Source organism: Kribbella sp. NBC_01484, assembly GCF_036227145.1.
Classification (GTDB): Bacteria; Actinomycetota; Actinomycetes; order Propionibacteriales; family Kribbellaceae; genus Kribbella.
The window spans coordinates 1808102-1826842 of record NZ_CP109437.1; the positions used below are offsets into that span (position 1 = coordinate 1808102).

At 68.4% G+C, this 18741-nt stretch carries 18 protein-coding genes; 8 read left to right on the top strand and 10 right to left on the bottom strand.

Annotated elements, in window-relative coordinates; all coding sequences use genetic code 11:
- The first annotated feature begins 165 nt into the window (after nucleotides 1-165).
- From OG555_RS08885 to mptB, 3 genes are read left to right on the top strand one after another with little or no spacing between them, the layout of a single operon-like run.
- The gene (locus tag OG555_RS08885) at nucleotides 166-1167 is read left to right on the top strand and encodes an ATP-binding cassette domain-containing protein (protein WP_329482329.1); all 1002 of its coding nucleotides are present in this window, start codon (nucleotides 166-168) and stop codon (nucleotides 1165-1167) included.
- The gene (locus OG555_RS08890; protein WP_329482330.1) at nucleotides 1164-1964 is read left to right on the top strand and encodes an ABC transporter permease; all 801 of its coding nucleotides are present in this window, start codon (nucleotides 1164-1166) and stop codon (nucleotides 1962-1964) included. The genes OG555_RS08885 and OG555_RS08890 overlap by 4 nt, the downstream gene beginning before the upstream one ends.
- Nucleotides 1965-2013: 49 nt before the next feature.
- Nucleotides 2014-3456, top strand: coding sequence for a polyprenol phosphomannose-dependent alpha 1,6 mannosyltransferase MptB (gene mptB / locus OG555_RS08895; RefSeq protein ID WP_329482331.1), 1443 nt, complete (start codon nucleotides 2014-2016; stop codon nucleotides 3454-3456).
- Here mptB and menD read toward each other — a convergent pair.
- Genes menD through menE form a run of 3 tightly spaced genes read right to left on the bottom strand, consistent with a single transcriptional unit; the run spans nucleotide 3443 to nucleotide 7109 of the window.
- Complete coding sequence (gene menD, locus OG555_RS08900) at nucleotides 3443-5083, bottom strand: 2-succinyl-5-enolpyruvyl-6-hydroxy-3-cyclohexene-1-carboxylic-acid synthase (protein ID WP_329482332.1); 1641 nt, start codon at nucleotides 5081-5083, stop codon at nucleotides 3443-3445. The genes mptB and menD overlap by 14 nt on opposite strands.
- On the bottom strand, nucleotides 5080-6012 hold the full coding sequence (locus tag OG555_RS08905) for an o-succinylbenzoate synthase (protein ID WP_329482333.1): 933 nt from the start codon (nucleotides 6010-6012) through the stop codon (nucleotides 5080-5082). Before OG555_RS08905 ends, menD begins: the two co-directional genes overlap by 4 nt.
- Nucleotides 6009-7109 (bottom strand): o-succinylbenzoate--CoA ligase, encoded by a 1101-nt coding sequence (menE, locus tag OG555_RS08910; protein ID WP_329482334.1) that lies wholly within the window; start codon nucleotides 7107-7109, stop codon nucleotides 6009-6011. The genes OG555_RS08905 and menE overlap by 4 nt, the downstream gene beginning before the upstream one ends.
- 63 nt (nucleotides 7110-7172) lie before the next feature.
- Between menE and OG555_RS08915 the strand changes: the two genes are divergently transcribed.
- Together OG555_RS08915 and OG555_RS08920 are read left to right on the top strand one after the other, a co-directional pair.
- Nucleotides 7173-8045: a 1,4-dihydroxy-2-naphthoate polyprenyltransferase gene (locus OG555_RS08915; protein WP_329482335.1), complete on the top strand. Its 873-nt coding sequence runs from the start codon at nucleotides 7173-7175 to the stop codon at nucleotides 8043-8045.
- Nucleotides 8046-8221: 176 nt separating this feature from the next.
- Nucleotides 8222-9376 (top strand): hypothetical protein, encoded by a 1155-nt coding sequence (locus OG555_RS08920; protein ID WP_329482336.1) that lies wholly within the window; start codon nucleotides 8222-8224, stop codon nucleotides 9374-9376.
- 18 nt (nucleotides 9377-9394) lie between these two features.
- Here the strand turns inward: OG555_RS08920 and OG555_RS08925 are convergent, their stop codons facing one another.
- Complete coding sequence (locus OG555_RS08925; RefSeq protein ID WP_329482337.1) at nucleotides 9395-10519, bottom strand: PLP-dependent cysteine synthase family protein; 1125 nt, start codon at nucleotides 10517-10519, stop codon at nucleotides 9395-9397.
- A gap of 82 nt (nucleotides 10520-10601) precedes the next feature.
- On the opposite strand from OG555_RS08925, the gene OG555_RS08930 reads away from it, so the two are divergent.
- Genes OG555_RS08930 through OG555_RS08940 form a run of 3 tightly spaced genes read left to right on the top strand, consistent with a single transcriptional unit; the run spans nucleotide 10602 to nucleotide 12459 of the window.
- Nucleotides 10602-10958, top strand: coding sequence for a hypothetical protein (locus OG555_RS08930; RefSeq protein ID WP_329482338.1), 357 nt, complete (start codon nucleotides 10602-10604; stop codon nucleotides 10956-10958).
- Complete coding sequence (locus OG555_RS08935) at nucleotides 10955-11977, top strand: M48 family metallopeptidase (RefSeq protein WP_329482339.1); 1023 nt, start codon at nucleotides 10955-10957, stop codon at nucleotides 11975-11977. The genes OG555_RS08930 and OG555_RS08935 overlap by 4 nt, the downstream gene beginning before the upstream one ends.
- Nucleotides 11977-12459, top strand: coding sequence for a GNAT family N-acetyltransferase (locus tag OG555_RS08940; RefSeq protein ID WP_329482340.1), 483 nt, complete (start codon nucleotides 11977-11979; stop codon nucleotides 12457-12459). The genes OG555_RS08935 and OG555_RS08940 overlap by 1 nt, the downstream gene beginning before the upstream one ends.
- A gap of 70 nt (nucleotides 12460-12529) precedes the next feature.
- Here OG555_RS08940 and OG555_RS08945 read toward each other — a convergent pair whose 3' ends face one another.
- The 6 genes from OG555_RS08945 to OG555_RS08970 form a co-directional block, all read right to left on the bottom strand.
- Nucleotides 12530-14113 carry an MFS transporter gene (locus OG555_RS08945; RefSeq protein WP_329482341.1) on the bottom strand — a complete coding sequence of 528 codons (1584 nt, stop codon included), beginning with the start codon at nucleotides 14111-14113 and terminating at the stop codon, nucleotides 12530-12532.
- 59 nt (nucleotides 14114-14172) lie between these two features.
- The gene (locus OG555_RS08950) at nucleotides 14173-14778 is read right to left on the bottom strand and encodes a TetR-like C-terminal domain-containing protein (RefSeq protein WP_329482342.1); all 606 of its coding nucleotides are present in this window, start codon (nucleotides 14776-14778) and stop codon (nucleotides 14173-14175) included.
- A gap of 395 nt (nucleotides 14779-15173) precedes the next feature.
- Nucleotides 15174-15425, bottom strand: coding sequence for a DUF4229 domain-containing protein (locus tag OG555_RS08955; RefSeq protein ID WP_329482343.1), 252 nt, complete (start codon nucleotides 15423-15425; stop codon nucleotides 15174-15176).
- Nucleotide 15426: 1 nt separating this feature from the next.
- A complete protein-coding gene (gene ccsB / locus OG555_RS08960) occupies nucleotides 15427-16407 on the bottom strand; it encodes a c-type cytochrome biogenesis protein CcsB (RefSeq protein ID WP_329482344.1) in 981 nt (326 codons plus the stop codon).
- Complete coding sequence (gene resB, locus OG555_RS08965) at nucleotides 16404-17987, bottom strand: cytochrome c biogenesis protein ResB (RefSeq protein ID WP_329482345.1); 1584 nt, start codon at nucleotides 17985-17987, stop codon at nucleotides 16404-16406. The genes ccsB and resB overlap by 4 nt, the downstream gene beginning before the upstream one ends.
- Nucleotide 17988: 1 nt before the next feature.
- Nucleotides 17989-18732 (bottom strand): cytochrome c biogenesis CcdA family protein, encoded by a 744-nt coding sequence (locus OG555_RS08970; protein ID WP_329482346.1) that lies wholly within the window; start codon nucleotides 18730-18732, stop codon nucleotides 17989-17991.
- Nucleotides 18733-18741 lie beyond the last annotated feature (9 nt).

Consider the following 18741-nt stretch of genomic DNA (forward strand, 5'->3'; position numbering starts at 1 on the left):
CTGATTCGTGGATCGTGGTTGCCGACACGCCGTCGACTCGCACCCGGATCCACGACTCGACGACGGATCTCCGGGGACGAGGGGACCTTGATGCACGACTCGGCGATCGGGCAGTTCGATTAATCAACATTGACTAGTCAAGGTTGAGTATTCCAGACTGGCCGGATGATGATCGAAGCTCGCGGACTTGTCCGCACCTTCAAGACCAAGCGCGGGCCGGTGCAGGCCGTGCAGGGGGTAGACCTGGATGTTGCCGACGGGGAGATCGTCGGTTTTCTCGGCCCGAACGGGGCCGGCAAGACCACCACGCTGCGGATGCTGGCGACCCTGATCACGCCGACCAGCGGGACCGCGACGGTGGCAGGCTGCGACCTGGCCAGGGATCCGGTCGGCGTTCGCCGCGGCATCGGTTACGTGCCGCAGAGCGGGTCGACGCTGCCCGAGGCGGTCGCCGGTGACGAGGTCGTCGACCACGCCCGCCTGTACGGCGTACCGAAGGCCAAGGCGATCGCGGACGGGCAACGGCTGTTCGAGGAGCTCGACCTGCCCGGCCTGTGGCGGCGGCAGTGCAAGACGTTGTCCGGCGGCCAGCGGCGCCGGCTGGACATCGTGATGGGCCTGGTCCACGATCCGAAGCTGATCTTCCTGGACGAGCCGACCACCGGCCTCGACCCGCAGGCGCGGGCGAACCTGTGGGAGCACATCCGTGGCCTGCGCGACCGCGGCGCGACGATCTTCCTCACCACGCACTACCTGGACGAGGCGGACGCGCTCTGCGACCGGATCCTGGTCATCGACCACGGCAAGATCGTTGCCTCCGGCACCCCGGAGGTACTGAAGCAGCAGGTCTCCGGCGACGCGGTCCGGCTCAGCCTGGCCGACGCCACCCAGGCTCCCGCGGTGAGCAAGATCGCGGCCGATCTCCAGGGCGCGGTCGAGGTCGAGACCGACGGCGACGTGGTCGGCTTCCGGATCCCCCAGGGTGGTTCGGTGCTGCCCGGCCTGCTCCGCTCGATCGATGCCCAGGGCATCGAACTGCACGGCGTCGAGGTGCACCGCCCGACCCTGGACGACGTGTTCCTGACCATGACCGGTCGCTCCCTGCGGGACGAGGACGCCCCCGCGCCCGCACCTGAGAAGGACGCAGAGAAGGAGGCCGTGGCATGACCGCGCCAGCCCTGACCCGATCCCACTACCCCGGCAACGTGCTCCGCGAGACCTGGATCGTGTTCCACCGGGCGATGCGGTTGTCGCTGCGCAACCCGATGTGGTCCATCCTGATGCTCAGCCAGCCGCTGATGTACCTGTTCCTGTTCGGCCCGCTGCTGAAGCCGATCACCGCGCAGATCAGCCAGGGCACGACCACGAACGCCTACCAGGTGTTCATCCCCGGCCTGATCGTCCAGCTCGGCATGTTCGGCGCGATGTTCGTCGGCTTCGGCCTGATCGCGGAGTACCGGGCCGGCGTGATCGAGGCCGACCGCGTCACCCCGGCGTCCCGGATCGCCCTGATGGCCGGGCGAGTACTGCGCGATGTCGTCGTACTCGTGGTCCAGTCGATCCTGCTGCTGCTCGCCGCTCTCCCGCTCGGCCTGCGCGCGCCGTGGGACGGCGTACTGCTGTCGCTGGTGGTCGTCGCCCTGCTCGGCGCGACGTTCGCCTCGCTGTCGTACTCGGTCGCGCTCATCACCAAGAGCGAGGACGCGTTGGCCCCGCTGCTGAACGGGATCGCCATGCCGTTGCTGCTGCTGTCCGGCATCCTGCTGCCGATGCAGATCGGCCCGACCTGGCTGCAGCGGCTGTCCGACATCAGCCCGCTCAAGCACGTCGTGACCGGCGTCCGGGCACTGTTCCGCGGCGACATCAGCAGCAGCGCGTCGCTGTGGGGCCTCTTCTGGGTGGTCCTGCTGACAGTCATCGGCCTGGCGGTCGGTGCGCGTACATTCCGGAAGGAATCCGCTTAGGTAAGCCGTTGTTCATCAGTGGGTTGCATGGCCGGGTTAGCGTCCGGCCATGCGCTCGCCGATGGTCCGTGGGCTCGTCGGCTCCGTCGTAGTCGCCCTGGCGAGTCTGGTGACGTCGGTGGTGCCGCCTTCCTCGTGGGTCGCCGCGCTGCCGATCACCGGCGACCTGCGGCACTCCTTGCCAGGCCGGATGGTCGGACTGACGTTCATGGTGGCCGGACTCGGCTTGATGGCCTGGGCCTGGCTGACCGTGGGCCGCCAGGTCATGACCGGGCAACGGGCGCCGCTGCTGCGGATGGCGGCGTACTGGAGTGCACCGCTGCTTCTCATCCCGCCACTGTTCAGCCGCGACGCCTGGAGCTACGCGGCGCAAGGCGCACTGGTCGCCGAGGGCTACAACCCGTACGACGTGGGCCCCGGCGTACTGTCCGGCCACATCGTCGAGGCAGTCGACCCGATGTGGATGCAGACACCCGCGCCGTACGGTCCACTGCCACTCGCGTACGGCGGTCTGGTCGCGCACCTGACCATGGACCCGTACCTCCTGATGCTGGCCCACAGACTCCTCGCCGTACTGGGCATCGTGCTCATCGCCTGGGCCGTACCGCGGCTCGCAACTGCCTGCCGCGTGGATCCGACCTTCGCGACCTGGCTGGTGGTGCTGAACCCGATGCTGATCACCCATGGCATCGGCGCCGCCCACAACGACGTACTGATGCTCGGACTGGCCAGCAGCGCGTTCGCTCTGGCCCTCACGGGCAGATGGGGTACGGCGGCCGTCGTAGCGGGTGCCGCGGCTGCGGTGAAACTGCCGGGCGGGCTAGTGGTGATAGCCATCGCCGCAGTGATGAGCCCGCTGGCCGGACGGGCGCTGCGGTTCGCCAGTCTGGTGATCGCAGGAGCCGTCTCGGTGCTCACCCTCGTCACCATCGGCGAACTGACCGGGGTGGGCTCGGGCTGGATGGGTGCGCTCGACGTACCCGGACTGGTCCGCTCGCCGTTCTCCATCGCCAACTTGATCGGCATGGCGGCGTCCGGCGTACTGCAGTGGTTGGGTGACGACTCAGCGGCTCAACAGGCGCTGCAGATCGTCCGCCTGGTCGGAATGGTGGTCGCGGTCAGTCTGATCGCCGCACTGAGTCTGCGCTCGTCCATCCACCACGCCGCCCGGGCTGTGGGCATCGCACTGCTGGCCGTGGTCCTGCTGGGTCCGAGCGCGCACGACTGGTACTTCCTGTGGTGTCTGCCGTTCCTGGCCGTCGCCCGGCCGGGCCGCCGGCTGATCACGACCATGACCGCGGTCAGCCTCATCTTCACCATCGCCGCGCCACTCAACTCATCCTTGCGCGGCGCGACGATCCCGATCCTCACCACGACAGCGCTCGTGATCGCCTCGGTCCTACCGCTGCTCAACCACCTCCGCACGCTGCATCCGGCGAGGAAAGTGGCGACGGCCGAGGTGCCGCCCAGCAGCCCGGTTACGGCTGGCTGAGGGCGGCCACAAGCGCCTCGTTCAGAGGCCGGTGGCTGCTCCGAGGAATGCGCGCTTCCACAACGTCCAGACCGGCGACCGTTGGCGAGAGCGCGGCTCGGAGCGCGTCGGGTGTCTCCACCAGCTGGTACGGCGTACCCGTGGCGGCGCAGAGCGCGGCGAGGTCCACGTTGTGCGGAGTGCCGAAGACGCGCTCGAAATGGGTGGAGTGGGTCGGGTCGCCCTGCTCGAGGGTGGAGAAGATGCCGCCACCGTTGTCGTTCACGACCACGATGCGCAGGTCGGGCCGGGCTTCGTCGGGACCGATGACGAGCCCATTGCCGTCGTGCAGGAACGCCAGGTCACCGATCAGCGCGTGCGTCGGGCCGGCGTTCGCCAGCGCGGCGCCGATCGCGGTCGAGATGGTGCCGTCGATCCCGGCCAGGCCGCGGTTGGCGATGGTCCGGATCGGGACGACCGGGGCGAGGTCGAGGTCGCGCACCGGGTTCGACGAGGCGACCACGAGCATGCCGTCGGCACCGACCGCCTCGCCGACGATCGCCGCGACGCGCGGTCCGCTCAGGGTGTCGGCGAGCACCTTGTCGATCGCCGGACGCGCCAGCTGGTCCGCCTGCTGCCATCTGTCCAACCAGTTGGTTGCATCGGCCGCGGTGACCTCCAGCCCGGTGACGACGGCCTTCGCCCGGCGGGCCGGATCCGGCCACAGCCCGGTCGGCGAGACCACGACCACCTCGACGTCCGGCCGCGCCAGCAACCTGGAGATCGGCCGCGACAGCGTCGGGTGCCCGAACACCAGCACCCGCTCGATCTCATCCGCCAGAGAGCTTGCCTGCAGCAACAAGCGGTACGCCGTGATCACCGACGGACCGATCCGGGCCCGGCTGGACGGCTCCGCGAACAACGGCCAGTGACCCGCCTCGGCCACCAACCGCGCGGCCTGCGAAGCGCCGTCCCCCGCGACCACCACGGTCTTCGGGCCTGGCGCCACCGCCGACGGCGGCCCGGCTGCGGCATGCACGGCGGTCCACGGCCCAGTGCTGCGTCCAGACAGCGACTCCGGCCACTCAGGCCCGTCCGTCGGCACCAGTGGCTCCGACAACGGGCAGTTGAGCTGCACCGGCCCCGGATCGGCGGACCGCGCGCCCACTGCGTTGGCCACGGCCCGCGCGACCTGCGAGCGCCAGTACGCGACCTGACCGATCTCGCGGACCGGCGTACCCATCTCGTGGAACAGCCGGACCGCGGAGCCGAACACCTTCAGCTGGTCCGTCGTCTGATTGGCACCGCTCCCCCGCAACGCCGGCGGCCGGTCCGCGCTCAGCACGATCAACGGCAGTCCACTGTGCGATGCCTCGAGCACAGCCGGGTGCAGGTTGGCCACCGCAGTACCGGAAGTTGTCACCACGGGCACTGGCAGTCCGGTCCCCCGGATCAGGCCGATGGCTAGGAATCCCGCCGTACGCTCATCGATCCGGACGTGTAGCCGGAGCCTGCCGGCCCGGTCCGCAGCGGCGAAGGCCAACGCCAGGGGGGCGCTCCGCGAGCCCGGAGCCACCACGGCCTCGCGGACGCCGTTCCGGATCAGCTCGTCGACGACCACCGTCGCGAACGCTGTGGACGGGTTCATCCGGCACTCCTCTTCTGCACTCGGGTCATCCGCTCTTCCCACACCGCGGTCCTGGACTCTGATGCGCGGGCCGCTTCCAGCAGTGCTGGGTCCGGCTGCACGCGCTTCACCGACAGCAAGCCGTCCACCGGCAGCAGCGGCTCAGCCACAACCTCTTGCGTGAACATCGACACCGTCGCGAGACCGCAGGCGTAGGGCAGTTCCGGCAGCGCAGCGGCGAGGGCGACGCCGGCGGCGATCCCTACTGAGGTCTCGAGCGCGGACGACACCACGACGGGCAGTCCGATCTGCTCAGCGATCTCCAAGCACGCACGCACTCCACCGATGGGCTGCACCTTCAGAACCGCGATGTCCGCCGCGTCCAGCTTCTTGACCAGCAAAGGGTCTTCGGCCCGGCGGATCGACTCGTCCGCCGCAACCAGCACGTCGGTGCGTCGCCGGACCGCGGCCAACTCCTCCACGGTCGCGCACGGCTGCTCGACGTATTCCAGGTCGAAGCGCTTGAGTTCCTTGAGGCACCGCACGGCCTCGTCGACCGACCACGCACCATTGGCGTCGATCCGCACCCGGCCCGATCCGATGGCGTCCCGGACCGCTTCGAGGCGGTCCACATCGTCCGCGAGTGTCTGGCCCGGCTCGGCCACCTTCACCTTCGCAGTGCTGCAGCCGGACGCTCTCACGATCTCCGCCGCCGTCACCGGGCCGACCGCCGGCACAGTGCAGTTCACCGGTACGACGTCCCGCACCGGTGCCGGCCACCCGTCGACAGCGGCCTCCCGCGCCGCCCGCAACCAGGCCACGCAGGTCGCGTCGTCGTACTCCAGGAAGGGGCTCCACTCGCCCCAGCCCGCAGGACCCTCGAACAACATGCCCTCGCGGACGGTGATGCCCCGGAACTTGTTCTTCAGCCCGATCGAGTAGGTGATCACCGCACGCCCTCCAGCAGCGCCTGGCGATCAACCTTGCCCGAGGCAAGCATCGGCAACGCGTCCAGCCGGATCACGTCCCGCGGCGCCCAGGTCCGCGGCAGCACCTCCGCCACGAAATCCCGCACCTCGTCCCGACCCGGACCGCCGGGCTTGGTGACCACGAACGCCACCACCCGCGTCCCCCACTCCGCGTCCGGAACCCCCAGCACCGCAGCCTCCGCCACCTGTGAATGCTCGAGCAACCGCGCCTGCACAGTCGTCAGCGTGACGTTCACCCCGCCCGAGATCACCACGTCATCGACCCGACCGACCACTCGCAGCCGGCCGTTCACGAACTCGCCGCGGTCCTGGGTCCGGAACCACCCGTCCCGCAGCACCTCCGCGGTGAGCTCCGGCCGCAGCCGGTACCCGGAGAACAGTGTGCTGCCCTTGATCAGGATCCGCCCGTCGTCCAAGTCGATCCACGTCCCGTCCAGCGGCTCCCCGGCGTACACACATCCGCTGCCCGTCTCGGTCATGCCGTACGCCGGGATCGCAGTGATGCCGGCCTCCGCCGCTCGGGCCTTCAGAGGTGCCGGTGTGGAGGCGCCACCGATGACGATCGCGTCGAACGATCGCAATGCGTCCAGGTCGGTGTCCAGATAGCGCGCCAGCTGGGTCGGCACCATCGCCGTGTAGCGCCGGGACCCGGTCATGACCTTGGCGCTCGCGGTGAAGCTCTCGCCGAGCATCACCGGTGCGAGGCCGGCCACCACCGAGCGAGTGAGGATCTGTAGGCCGCCGACGAAGTACGGCTTCATCGGGAGCAGCCACTGGCCCGGTCCGCCGAGGCGGTCGTGGGTGGCGACCGCGGACGCGAGCAAGGCGTCTCGGGAGAGCAGCACACCCTTGGGCTCGCCGGACGACCCGGAGGTGGTCAGCACCACCGCACAGTCGTCCTCCAGCGGCTCATCGGGCGCTGCAGCCTGCCGCACACGGGCGGCCGCCGCCGGATCGGACGGTACCGGTGCGAACGGCGTACCGCTGCCGTCCAGTACGCCGGTGAGCGCGGACAACACGGCATCCGGAGTACCGGGGACCAGGCGCAAGGTAGACATGTCAGTCCGAGCGTACGGCCCTCGTTGCGGGTGCCGACCGAGTGGCTGACACAATCGACGGTCATGGCTACCCCTGCCCAGTGGATCGAAGGCGCGCGCCCACGGACGCTGCCCGCCGCGATCTCCCCTGTCCTCGTCGGAACCGGTGCGGCGGCGTACCTGGACGGCTTCGTCTGGTGGAAGGCACTGCTCGCCCTCGGCGTCGCTCTGGCCCTCCAGATCGGGGTCAACTACGCCAACGACTACAGCGATGGCATCCGCGGCACGGACGAGAACCGGGTCGGCCCACTGCGTCTGGTCGGCTCCAAGGTCGCCACTCCGAGACAGGTGAAGACCGCAGCGTTCACCTGCTTCGGCGTGGGCGCCGTACTCGGAGTGATTCTGTGCGCCACCTCCAACTGGTGGCTACTGGTCGCCGGCGCGGCCTCACTGATCGGAGCGTGGTTCTACACCGGCGGCAAGCGGCCGTACGGGTACCGCGCACTGGGTGAGGTCAGCGTCTTCCTCTTCTTCGGACTGGTCGCCGTACTCGGCACCACCTACGTGCAGGCCGAGACGCTCAGCTGGACAGCCGTCGCCGGCGCGGTCGCCGTCGGCTCCATCGCCTGCGCCCTCCTGGTCGCCAACAACCTCCGCGACATCCCCACCGACACCACCACCGGCAAACGCACCCTGGCCGTAGTCCTCGGCGCTTCCCGCTCACGAAAGCTGTACGCCGCGCTCGTCGCACTCGCATTCGTCCTTGCGGCCGTCTCGGCGATCGCAACCCCATGGACACTGCTTGCCTTCATCGCGCTGCCTCTCGCCGTCAAGGCAGTCCGAGTAGTCCTGAGCGACGCCGTCGGCCCAGCCCTCATCCCAGTCCTCAAGAACACCGGCCTGACCGAACTCCTCTACGCCATCGGATTGGCCATCGGCCTCGCCCTCGGCGGCTAGCGTCTGCCACCCGAGGAGGCCTCGATCGGGCAGCGTGTCGCGCATTGTTCCGAGACCGCCCGGTTCCATTCCTACGGTGGGTAACGATTGCACACGCTTTGTCGATACCCGGGACGTGCACGCGTTGACGTGTTTGGGTCAGGAGCGCATCCTGGCATCACGTCTGTAGGGGGATCATGGGGTCGATTTGGGAGACCAGATTCAACAATCATCCGCTCTGGGCGCTGATCAATCAGATCACTGGCGAACTCAATGGCCTCGCGCTGCCGGATGATGTGGGCTTAGCGGATTCGCTGTCGCGCCTGCAGTGGCTGGTCGAGACAATTGATGCGCATCGGCAGGAAGACCCGCGACGCTACTCGACGCGCATGCTGGACAATGTCCACATTCATATCGCCGCACACGTGCAGCCGCACCTCTCTCAGTATGCGCGGGATCCCGACGGTTTCGCGTCGCACCTGCGGACTGCCGCTGACGGCATCGACGCTGTGCTCGAGCACCTGGGAACCTGGCCGCCGCTGAGTCCGAAAGGTGCCGGGCAAGCCGCGCGGAAGGCGCACTCACAGTACGAAGCCTCGATGAAGGTTTCGCTCGAAGCTCTCCAAGGAGATCGAGATCAGCTACTTCGCCAGGTGGAGGAAATTCGTCAGGCCGTCGCCGTCACGATCACGCAGTACAAGGAAGAGCTGGAGAAGGAGATCAAGGATTCGCTGGAGCTGCAGATCTCGGCTAGTACGCAGACTTATCGGGCGAACCTCGATGAGCTCGAGGAAACGCTCATGACGGCCGTACTCGGGGCAAGTCGAGACCTGGCCAGCTTGACGGAGATGCGATCCCAGGGTGCGAATGTCTTGACTGCGCTTACTCAACAGGCGGTCGCCGACAGCTACGGAGAGAATGCGCGCAACAAGGCGTTCGCCGGGTGGACCTGGGATTTGCTGGGACTTGCGGTCGGCGGGGTTCCGCTGGTCATCCTCCTGACCCACTACTTCAGCTCGGATTCAAATGTCCTGTCATCGACGACCATCACCTTGACCAGGCTCGGGATCGCCCTCACAGCAATCGGGCTCGCCTGTCTCTGCTTCCGCCGCGGGTCCGTCAATCATCGTGAATCACGAAGAGCCAAGCGAGCCGATCTCCGGCTGCGGACCGTCCATGGATTCATCGCCAATCAACCCGAAGAGGTCAGGGAGGCTGTGCTCGAGGGCATGGCGAACCGAATCTATCTCCAAGGCATTTTGGAGGGCGACGACGACCACGACGGCGGACGTGTGGAGTTGGGCACCTACCTCGCCCGGTCCCGAGCCCGACACCAGGCGGACTACCTGTAGGCACGCGTGGGTTACCCCCTACACCGGCCCGGGCTCGCTCCAGTGGCCGGTGGTTGCGAAGGCTTCGAGGGTTGTCATGTACGGCGTGATGTCGATGCCGCTCGTCCGTAGCCAGGCGTCGTCGTAGTACGTGTTGCCGTAGCGTTCGCCGCTGTCGCAGAGGAGTGTGACGATGCTGCCGCGGACCCCGGTACGGCGCATCTCCGCGGCCAGCCGCAACGACCCCCACAGGTTGGTGCCGGTCGAGCCACCCACCAGGCGGCCGGTGACGCGGGAGCAGAAGCGCATCGCGGCGATCGAGGCGGCGTCGGGGACCGAGATCATCCGGTCGACCACGCCGAGCACGAACGACGGCTCGACGCGGGGCCGGCCGATGCCTTCGATCCGGGACGGGCGACCGGTGGAGTAGTCGTCGTCACCGGCTTCGAAGGCGGGGAAGAAGGCCGAGTTCTCCGGGTCCACGACCGCGACCGACGTGTCGTAGCGCTGGTACCGGACGTAGCGGCCGATGGTGGCCGACGTGCCGCCGGTGCCGGCGCCGACCACGACCCAGGCCGGGATCGGGTGCTGCTCGAGCTTCAGCTGACCGAAGATCGACTCGGCGATGTTGTTGTTGCCCCGCCAGTCGGTGGCGCGCTCGGCGTACGTGAACTGGTCCATGTAGTGGCCGCCGGTCTCCTCGGCCAGCCGCTTGGCCTCGCCGTAGATCTGGCCGGAGCGCTCGACGAAGTGGCAGCGGCCGCCGTAGAACTCGATCAGCTCGACCTTCTCCGGGCTGGTCGAGCGCGGCATCACCGCGACGAACGGCAGGCCGAGCAGGCGGGCGAAGTACGCCTCGCTGACCGCGGTCGAGCCGCTGGACGCCTCGATCACCGTGGTGCCCTCGTGGATCCAGCCGTTGCACAACGCATACAGGAACAGCGAGCGAGCCAGCCGATGCTTGAGCGAGCCGGTCGGGTGCACGGACTCGTCTTTCAGGTACAGGTCCACGCCGGTGCCGTCCGGCATCGGGAACACGTGCAGGTGGGTGTCCGCGCTGCGGTTCGCGTCCGCGTCCACGATCCGGATCGCCTCCGAGACCCAGGCCCGCGCCTTGTCGTCCCGGCGATCCACCTCACGACACACCCCGTCAACCTCACTCATGCGGGCCAGGCTAGGGCGTACAGCGCGATTTGAGTATTCCTACGCTCAGCAATCACCGCTCCCGCCCGAAAGGATGGGACCCATGGTGCCCCTGGGATTCGAACCGCACTTCTCCACCGGTGACGTGGTGCTGATCGCGGTGGTCGTCATCGGCTTCGGCGTACTGACGGCTCTGCCTGCGACCGCCACGCTCGCCGCGGTCGGACACCGGCGCGGCGGGCAGCACCGCGGATGGAACGCGTTCTGGTACTGGTTATGGGGCACCGCCCTCACGCAGGGGAGCGTGGTCGCCTTCCTCTACCTGCACCTCTCATGGTGGTCGATCCCGCTGAGCTGGCCACTCCCGCTGCTGCTCGCGTGGGCACTCACTCCCAGGACGCGGCGACCCGGCGGCGAGCTAGGTTGGGGTGACATGACGACTGGGCAGGGGGAGCGATGAGCGAGAACGACGATCGGCCGACGCGGCATCGGACGACGCTGACCGATATCAGTTCGCGAGCGTGGGAGCACCCGGCGGACCGGGGCGCGCTGGTGGCCCTGCGGCAGCTGAAGGGCTTCGACTACGTCCTGCGGAAGATGTCCGGGATGATCAACGAGCGGGCCTTCCGGCTGCAGTTCCTCGGCGGGGCGATCCGGGTCGACGAGCGGCAGTTCCCGGACGTGCACCGGCTCTTCACCGAGGCAGGTACGACGCTCGACGTCCGGCAGCTGCCCGAGTTGTACGTGACCAACAGCCCGATCTGGAACGCCGTCACGATCGGCATGGACAGTCCGTTCATCGTGGTGAACAGCGCCCTGCTGCAGGGCCTGGACGAGGAGGAACTGCGGTTCATCCTCGGTCACGAGCTCGGCCACGCACAGAGCGGGCACGCGCTCTACCAGTCGCTGCTGCTGTGGCTGATGCGGCTGACCGGCGCGATCAACTGGATGCCGATCGGCGCGCTGGGCCTCCGCGCGATCATCGCCGCCCTGCACGAGTGGTCCCGCAAGGCCGAGCTGTCCGGCGACCGGGCCGGCCTGCTCGCGGTCCAGGACCCGGCGGTCGCGCTGCGCGTCCAGATGAAGCTGGCCAGCGGCGGTCAGCTCGGCGAGCTCGACACCACGACCTTCCTCGCGCAGGGGACGGAGTACGAGAGCGCCGGCGACCTGCGCGACAGCGTGCTGAAGCTGCTGCTGCTCGAGGCGCAGACGCACCCGATGGCCGTGATCCGCGCGCACGAGCTGCGGCGCTGGGTCGACGACGGCGAGTACACGACGATCGTCTCCGGCGACTATCCGAAGCGCCAGGACGACGCCACGGCGTCCATGTCCCAGGAGGCGAGGAACGCGGCCAAGTCGTACACCGACGCCTTCAACCGCTCCCAGGACCCGCTGGCCAAACTGGTGCGGGACATGGGCGACGGCCTGGGCGGCGTCCGCGACTGGGTCTCCTCCAAGTTCCCACCGCCGCGCGCCTGATGATCGAGCTACAAGACATCGGGCCGGACGACTGGAAGCTCTGGCGCGAACTCCGGCTGGCCGCGCTCACGGAAGCGCCGTACGCGTTCGGCTCTCAGCTCGCGGACTGGGCGGACGCGCCCGAGGACCGGTGGCGTGAGCGGCTCAGCGTGCCCGGCGCGTATCAGCTGATCGCTTCGCTCGACGGTACACCGGTCGGCATGGCCGGCGGACTCCTTGCCGAGGAGCCCGAGGCCGCCGAGCTCGTGTCGATGTGGATCGCCCCGGCCGGCCGCGGCCAGGGTGTCGGTGACGCACTGATGACCGCGATCGAGGACTGGGCCCGTGACGCCGGCGCCCGGGTCCTGAAGCTGTCGGTTGTCGACGGCAACGACCCGGCGCACAACCTCTACCTCCGAAGCGGTTTCGCCGACACCGACGAGCTGGGCGACCTGATGGCGGACGGTATCCACCGCGAGATCGTGATGCGCAAGCCGCTCTGACCCTCGAGTACGACGAAGGGCCCGCTTCCCCCCTCCCGGGAAGCGGGCCCTTCGGGTCTTCTTCGGAGCCTCAGCCCACGTGGACGGGTCCGTCAGCGTTGTCCGTGGCCAGATCCTCGTGCTTGATCGACAAGCCGATCAGCGTGATCACGGCCGCGCCCAGCGCCAGGAACGCGGACCAGACGAAGGCCCGGGTGAAGCCGTGGGTCGTCGCCAGCGCCGTGAACTGACCCTGCAACTGCTTGATCTGGTCCGGTGACTGCCCGGCCTCGGCGGCCTTCTGCAGGCCCGGGGCCAGCTCGGTGAACTTGTCCTTGATCGCGCTGGTGGAGATCGTGCCGAGCAGCGCCAGACCGATCGCACCACCGATCTGCTGGACCGTGTTCAGCACCGCGGAGCCGACACCGGAGTCCTCGTGCGCGACTCCACTGACCGCGGTCAGCGTGATCGGCACGAAGATCAGGCCCATCCCGAACGACAGCACCAGGATGTACGGCAGCAGATGGGTCAGGTACGTCGAGTCGATCTCGAGCCGGCTGAACCCGAACATGCCGACCGAAATCAGCACAGCACCGGTGCCGGCGATCCACCGCGGGTCGATCCGGGCCACCAGCGTCGAAGCGACCTGCGCCGCGACGATGATGCCGACACTGAACGGCAGGAACGAGATACCGGTCTTCAGCGCGCTGTAGCCCATGATGCTCTGCACGAAGATGCCCAGGAAGTAGAACATCGAGAACATCGCCGCACCGACGATCAGCATCACGAAGAAGCTGACCCCACGGGTCCGGTTCGCGAGGATCCGGAACGGCAGCAGTGCGTGCCGCGAGCGTGCCTCGATGGCGAGGAAGATCCCGATCAGGGCCAGACCGCCGAAGATGTAGGTCAGCGTGGCCGCGTCACCCCAGCCGTTCGAGGCAGCGTGAGTCAGGCCGTAGACCAAGGAGCTCAGCCCCAACGTGCCGGTGATCGCACCGGGCAGGTCGAACTTGCCGGTCTGCCGGGCCGACTCACCCAGGAACCGGAACGCCAGCACCGCCACGATCAGGCCGATCGGCGTGTTGATGAAGAAGGTCCACCGCCAGGATGCCTCGGTCAGCAGCCCGCCCAGGATCAGGCCGACGGCCGCACCGGCCCCGGACATCGCGGCGTACACGGCCATCGCGCGGTTGCGCTCCTTGCCGGCCGGGAAGGTGGTGGTGATGAGGGCGAGCGCGTTCGGCGCAGCAGCCGCCGCCGCGACGCCCTGCAGGATCCGGCTGACCAGCAGCACTTCCTCGCTCTGGGCGATACCGCCGACGAACGACGCGAGGCCGAACAGCACGACCCCGAAGACGAAGACCTTGCGGCGGCCGAGGATGTCCCCGATCCGGCCGCCGAGCAGCAGCAAGCCGCCGAACGCCAGCGCGTAGGCGTTGACCACCCACGGCAGCGACGCGTTGCTGAAGCCCAGATCGTCCTTGATGTGCGGCAACGCGATGTTGACGATGGTGCCGTCCAGGACCACCATCAGCTGCGCCATGCAGATCAGTGCGAGCGCGATGCCGAGGTTGCGGTGACCGTGGCCTGCCTCTGAATCGGACAGAGCTGGCTCGGTCACCGAGTCGACCGGCCGGTTCTCCGGCGGATCGGCGTTGATGACTTCTTCGGACATAAGAAAACTTCCCCTCTTGGGCAGACTGTCTTGCTTGTCGCGAACCGGCCCCTCACCGGTCAGCTCACCTGCGACCCCCGCGCCGCAGGCAGGATCACGTTGTCGATCACTCGGAGGATCAGGTCGTCCGTGGGCTCGACGCCGAGGATGTACGCGTGGTGGATGACGACCGCCGGCAGCGTCACCGACAGCAGCTCGATGTCGACGTCCGGTGCGATCTCGCCCCGCTCGACGGCCCGGGCGTAGACCGTGGCGACCACGTCCTGCCGGGGCGCGAGGAAGCGCTCCTGGAACGCCTTCTGCAGCTCCGGGTCGCGGTGCAGGGCGGTGAGCAGACCGGCGATCACCGACATCGGCAGTTCGTCGGTGAAGCCGCCGTCACCACACGACATCGAGATCAGGTCGCCCCGCAGGCTGCCGGTGTCGACGTCCTCGGGGATCGGGCAGCCCTTGGCCCGGCTGATCGCGTCGACGACCAGCTCGGCCTTGGTGGTCCAGCGCCGGTACAGCGTCGCCTTGCTGGCCTTCGCCGCCGTCGCCACCGCGTCCATGGTCAGCCGGTCGTAGCCCAGCTCGGCCACCACCGCGACGGTCGCGTCGAGGATCTCCTCCTCGCGACCACCCTCGACCCGCGGCCGCTGCCGCACTCCTGCTGTCTCGACCATGATCACCCTGCGTAAGCCATTAGTAGCTGATAGAACGAAACGGTTTCGTTTCATCAACCACACTACGACTGATGTGAAGGGATGCACAAAGGATTTTCCGGAGGAATCAAGAGTGGGCTACGTCACTCTGTGTACCAGTTGTTCCACTGGTACACCTGCCTGCCGCGCCACCAAGGTCCAGGGGGCTGAGACAACAACTGGTGGGCTGGGACAAGTTATTGCCTGTCCAAACCCACCAGTGGGTGGTCATGCCCCCGGCTTCTGCCCCGAGACGAGCTGCCGGTGGGGCAGGCGACGTACGCCGGTGAGCCCGGTCGGCTTCGGCAGCCGTGGGCTCAGTCGTCGGCGGCCGTGGGCTCAGTCGGCGGCCGTGGGGTCAGTCGGCGGCCGTGGGGTCAGTCGTCGTCTTCGGCGGTGCGGGCCTGCTCGATCCGGTGCGAGATCCTCTCGGCCCGGTGCTCGATCTTGCCGGCCAGCCGGTCGCGGGCGGCGCGGAGGACGAAGATCGACAGGATCGACGAGGCGATCAGCGCGAGCAGCAGCAGCGGGAACAGGCTCAGCCAGGTGTTCAGCGCGAACCACAGCACCGCGAAGCAGACGGCGAACAGCGCCGCCCGCAGGCCGGTGTAGATGGCGAACTCCTTCATCTCACACCCCAGCGTAGGAGTGCAGACCGGAGACCAACAGGTTGACCCCGACGAAATTGAAGATGAACACGAACCAGCCGACGATCGCGATCGTCGCGGCCCGGCGGCCCCGCCAGCCCGCGGTCGCCCGCGCGTGCAGGTAGGCGGCGTACACCACCCAGGTCACCAGCGACCAGACCTCCTTGGGGTCCCAGCCCCAGTACCGGCCCCAGGCGTACTCGGCCCAGATCGGCCCGGCCACCAGCACCCCGAAGGTCCACAGCGGGAACGCGAACGCCAACACCTTGTATGCCGTACTGTCCATCGACTCCGCACTCGGCAGCCGGCGCAGCGACGCCGACATCGTGCCGCCGGCCAGCACCTTCCGCTCGGCCCGGGCCTTGATCAGGTAGAGCACCGAGATGAGTCCGCCGACGGTGAAAGCACCACCGGAGATCGCGGCCGAGGACACGTGGATGACCAGCCAGTACGAGTGCAGCGCCGGCACGAGCGGACCGGCCGGCGTGTACAGCGCGAGCGTCGCGAGCCCCAGTACGGCGGCGACCACGAGGGTCACGCCGAGCCCCAGCCACTGGAGCTTGTAGCGCTGCACGAAGATCAGGTAGACGATCGCGACGGCCAGCGACGCCGTGATCGAGAACTCGTACATGTTGCCCCACGGCACCCGGCCGGCCGCCAGGCCGCGCGTGACCACGCCGCCGAGGTGGAAGACGAACGCCAGCCAGGTCAGCAGCAGCCCGATCCTGCTGGCTGCCTCAAGCCGCTCCATGCTCCCGGTGGCGTCAGGTACGTCAGTCGAGCCCGCGGTGACCTGCTCGCCGTCGGAGGCGACCAGGACCTCCTCCTTCACCGCGGCCGTGTTCGCCATCGCCGAGCGGCCGAGGGCCCACTCCATCGCGTGCGACATCATCGCCAGGGCATAGATCACGGTGGCGGTCGGGATCAGCAGGTTGGAGACGTGCGCGTAGGTCTCCGGGCTCATGATGTCTCCTGCGTGCTCGATCGATCAGGTCTGAGTACCGCACCGATGGCCCGGATCTCGTCCCCGAGGCCACGCTCGGGTCCGCGGTCCAGCCCTGCTACCTCGACCACCGTACGCCCGTCCTCGGTCCGGACCCGCACCCAGGTACGGCGCGGATGCACGAACAGCGAGCCCATCAGCCCGAGGATGGCCAGCAGGATGCCCGCGAGCGCGAGATCCGTGCCGGGAGTGTGGCTGACCTGCAGCTTCACCCAGCGGCTGTAGCCGTCGAAGGTGATCGTGCCGGCCTTGTCCGGTAGCGCCTGGGTCTGGCCCGGCGCGAGCTGGAAGCGCCACTTGTCGCCGTTCTGCTCGAACTGCGTGAGCTTGGTCTTGTCCAGCTGGTACACCGACTCCGGCTTCCCGGTCTCCGGCTGCGGGCGGCCGTAGTACCCGGTCATCACCAGCATCGGGTTCAGGTCGTCGGGGAACACCGAGGCGGGACCGCGCTGGTCGATCACCGCGGTCGGCAGGAAGAAGCCTTCGAAGCCCAGCGTCATCGGCCGGGCGTCCGGCGCCTTGATCACGCCGAACGACGAGAAGTTGCTGTCCTGCGGCAGGAACGGCGCCGGCCCGGAGAACGCGACCTGCCCGTTGCCGTCCCGCACGGTCACCCGCGGCGCGTAGCCGTGGCCGAGCAGGTAGAGGCTGCTGCCGTCGAGCTTGAGCGGGTGGTTGACCTGCAGCTCGTACGACTTCTCCGGCGCGTCCGGTGTCTCCTGGTACGACAGCTGGGCCTTGAACTCCCGCGCCGCACCGCGCTGCGGCCCGTCCTCCTGGAACTTGACCTGGAAGTCCTTCACCGTCAGGGAGAACGGCGGCAGATCCTGATCACCGCTGAACGCCCGCCCCGGCGTGAAGTCGTCGTACTGCGCGACCGTGTTGGAGAAACCGTTGCCCACGACAACCAGGACGGTGCCGCGGTAGCCGAACAGCGAACCCCACGCGACCCCGACCAGCGCCAGGATCAGCGAGAAGTGGAACAGCAGGTTGCCCGCCTCACGCAGGTAACCACGCTCCGCCCCGACGGCACCGTCGTACGCCTGGACGCGGAAGCGGCGGCGCTTCAGCTCCCGGGTCGCGAGCTCGAGGACGTCGCCCTCGGAGTCGACGGTGAAGCGCTCGTACCCGGGCAGCCGGTTGAGGTTGCGCGGCGGCTTCGGCGGCCTGGCCCGGATCGCCTTCAGGTACACGCCGAGCCGGGGCACCACGCACCCGATCAGCGAGATGAACAGCAGCAGGTAGATGGCCGAGAACCAGGGCGACTTGTAGACGTCGAAGAGCCCGAGCTTGTCGTAGAACGGCCCGAGCTTCGGGTGCGCCGTGAGGAAGTCCGACACCTTGATCGGGTCGATCGCCGTCTGCGGGATCAGCGAGCCCGGCACCGCGCCGAGCGCGAGCAGGAACAGCAGCACCAGCGCGGTCCGCATCGAGGTGAGCTGCCGCCAGGTCCAGCGCAGCCAGCCGACCAGGCCGAGGGCGGGCGGTTCGTTGCCGGAGCCCCCGGTCGGTGCGGTGATGTGGTCCTTGACCTCGGTCACGTCACACCGCCGACCCGAAGTTGGCGACCCACTGCCGCAGGTCCGCGGTCATCGCATCCCACACTCCCGTCAGCAGCAGTAGCCCCACCGCGATCATCAGTACGCCGCCGATCCGGATCACCAGCAGTTGGTGCCTGCGGACCCACGCCACCGCGCCCAGCATCCGCCGGAACGCCAGCGCCGCCACGATGAACGGGATACCGAGCCCGAGGCTGAACACCAGGGCCAGCATCGCACCCCGCGCGGTGCTGCCCTCGGTCGTGGCCAGCGTCATCACGGTCCCGAGCGTCGGCCCGATACACGGCGTCCAGCCGAATCCGAACAGTACGCCGAGCAGCGGCGCCGCCGCGATCCCGACTGCCGGCACCCGATGCACCCGCATGTCCTTCTGCAGGAAGCCGAACCCGCCGAGGAAGACCAGACCCAGTACGACGGTCAGCGCGCCGAGTACTCGCGTGATCGCGGTCTGGTGATCGATCAGCAGGTCGCCGGCCTTGCCGAACACCACCCCGGTCAGGATGAAGACCGCGGAGAACCCGGCCACGAACAAGGCCGTCCCGGCCAGCATCCGGCCGCGCTTGTCCGATCCGAGCTCGGCCGCGGACAGTCCGGTGACGTAGGAGAGGTAGCCGGGCAGCAGCGGTACGACGCAGGGCGAGAAGAACGAGATCGCACCGGCCAGCACCGCGATCGGCAATGCCACCAGCATCGAACCCGTCATCGACTCGGCGAACCACTCACCCACGGCGCTGAT

What these genes read in the sequence shown, in the direction of transcription:
- OG555_RS08930 (WP_329482338.1), top strand. Translation starts at nt 10,602, where the DNA reads ATGGTGCCCCTGGGATTCGAACCGCACTTCTCCACCGGTGACGTGGTG.
- OG555_RS08950 (WP_329482342.1), bottom strand. Translation starts at nt 14,778, where the DNA reads ATGGTCGAGACAGCAGGAGTGCGGCAGCGGCCGCGGGTCGAGGGTGGT.
- OG555_RS08890 (WP_329482330.1), top strand. Translation starts at nt 1,164, where the DNA reads ATGACCGCGCCAGCCCTGACCCGATCCCACTACCCCGGCAACGTGCTC.
- OG555_RS08915 (WP_329482335.1), top strand. Translation starts at nt 7,173, where the DNA reads ATGGCTACCCCTGCCCAGTGGATCGAAGGCGCGCGCCCACGGACGCTG.
- OG555_RS08885 (WP_329482329.1), top strand. Translation starts at nt 166, where the DNA reads ATGATGATCGAAGCTCGCGGACTTGTCCGCACCTTCAAGACCAAGCGC.
- OG555_RS08925 (WP_329482337.1), bottom strand. Translation starts at nt 10,519, where the DNA reads ATGAGTGAGGTTGACGGGGTGTGTCGTGAGGTGGATCGCCGGGACGAC.
- OG555_RS08955 (WP_329482343.1), bottom strand. Translation starts at nt 15,425, where the DNA reads ATGAAGGAGTTCGCCATCTACACCGGCCTGCGGGCGGCGCTGTTCGCC.
- mptB (WP_329482331.1), top strand. Translation starts at nt 2,014, where the DNA reads ATGCGCTCGCCGATGGTCCGTGGGCTCGTCGGCTCCGTCGTAGTCGCC.
- menE (WP_329482334.1), bottom strand. Translation starts at nt 7,109, where the DNA reads ATGTCTACCTTGCGCCTGGTCCCCGGTACTCCGGATGCCGTGTTGTCC.
- OG555_RS08940 (WP_329482340.1), top strand. Translation starts at nt 11,977, where the DNA reads ATGATCGAGCTACAAGACATCGGGCCGGACGACTGGAAGCTCTGGCGC.
- OG555_RS08945 (WP_329482341.1), bottom strand. Translation starts at nt 14,113, where the DNA reads ATGTCCGAAGAAGTCATCAACGCCGATCCGCCGGAGAACCGGCCGGTC.
- OG555_RS08935 (WP_329482339.1), top strand. Translation starts at nt 10,955, where the DNA reads ATGAGCGAGAACGACGATCGGCCGACGCGGCATCGGACGACGCTGACC.
- ccsB (WP_329482344.1), bottom strand. Translation starts at nt 16,407, where the DNA reads ATGAGCCCGGAGACCTACGCGCACGTCTCCAACCTGCTGATCCCGACC.
- menD (WP_329482332.1), bottom strand. Translation starts at nt 5,083, where the DNA reads ATGAACCCGTCCACAGCGTTCGCGACGGTGGTCGTCGACGAGCTGATC.
- OG555_RS08920 (WP_329482336.1), top strand. Translation starts at nt 8,222, where the DNA reads ATGGGGTCGATTTGGGAGACCAGATTCAACAATCATCCGCTCTGGGCG.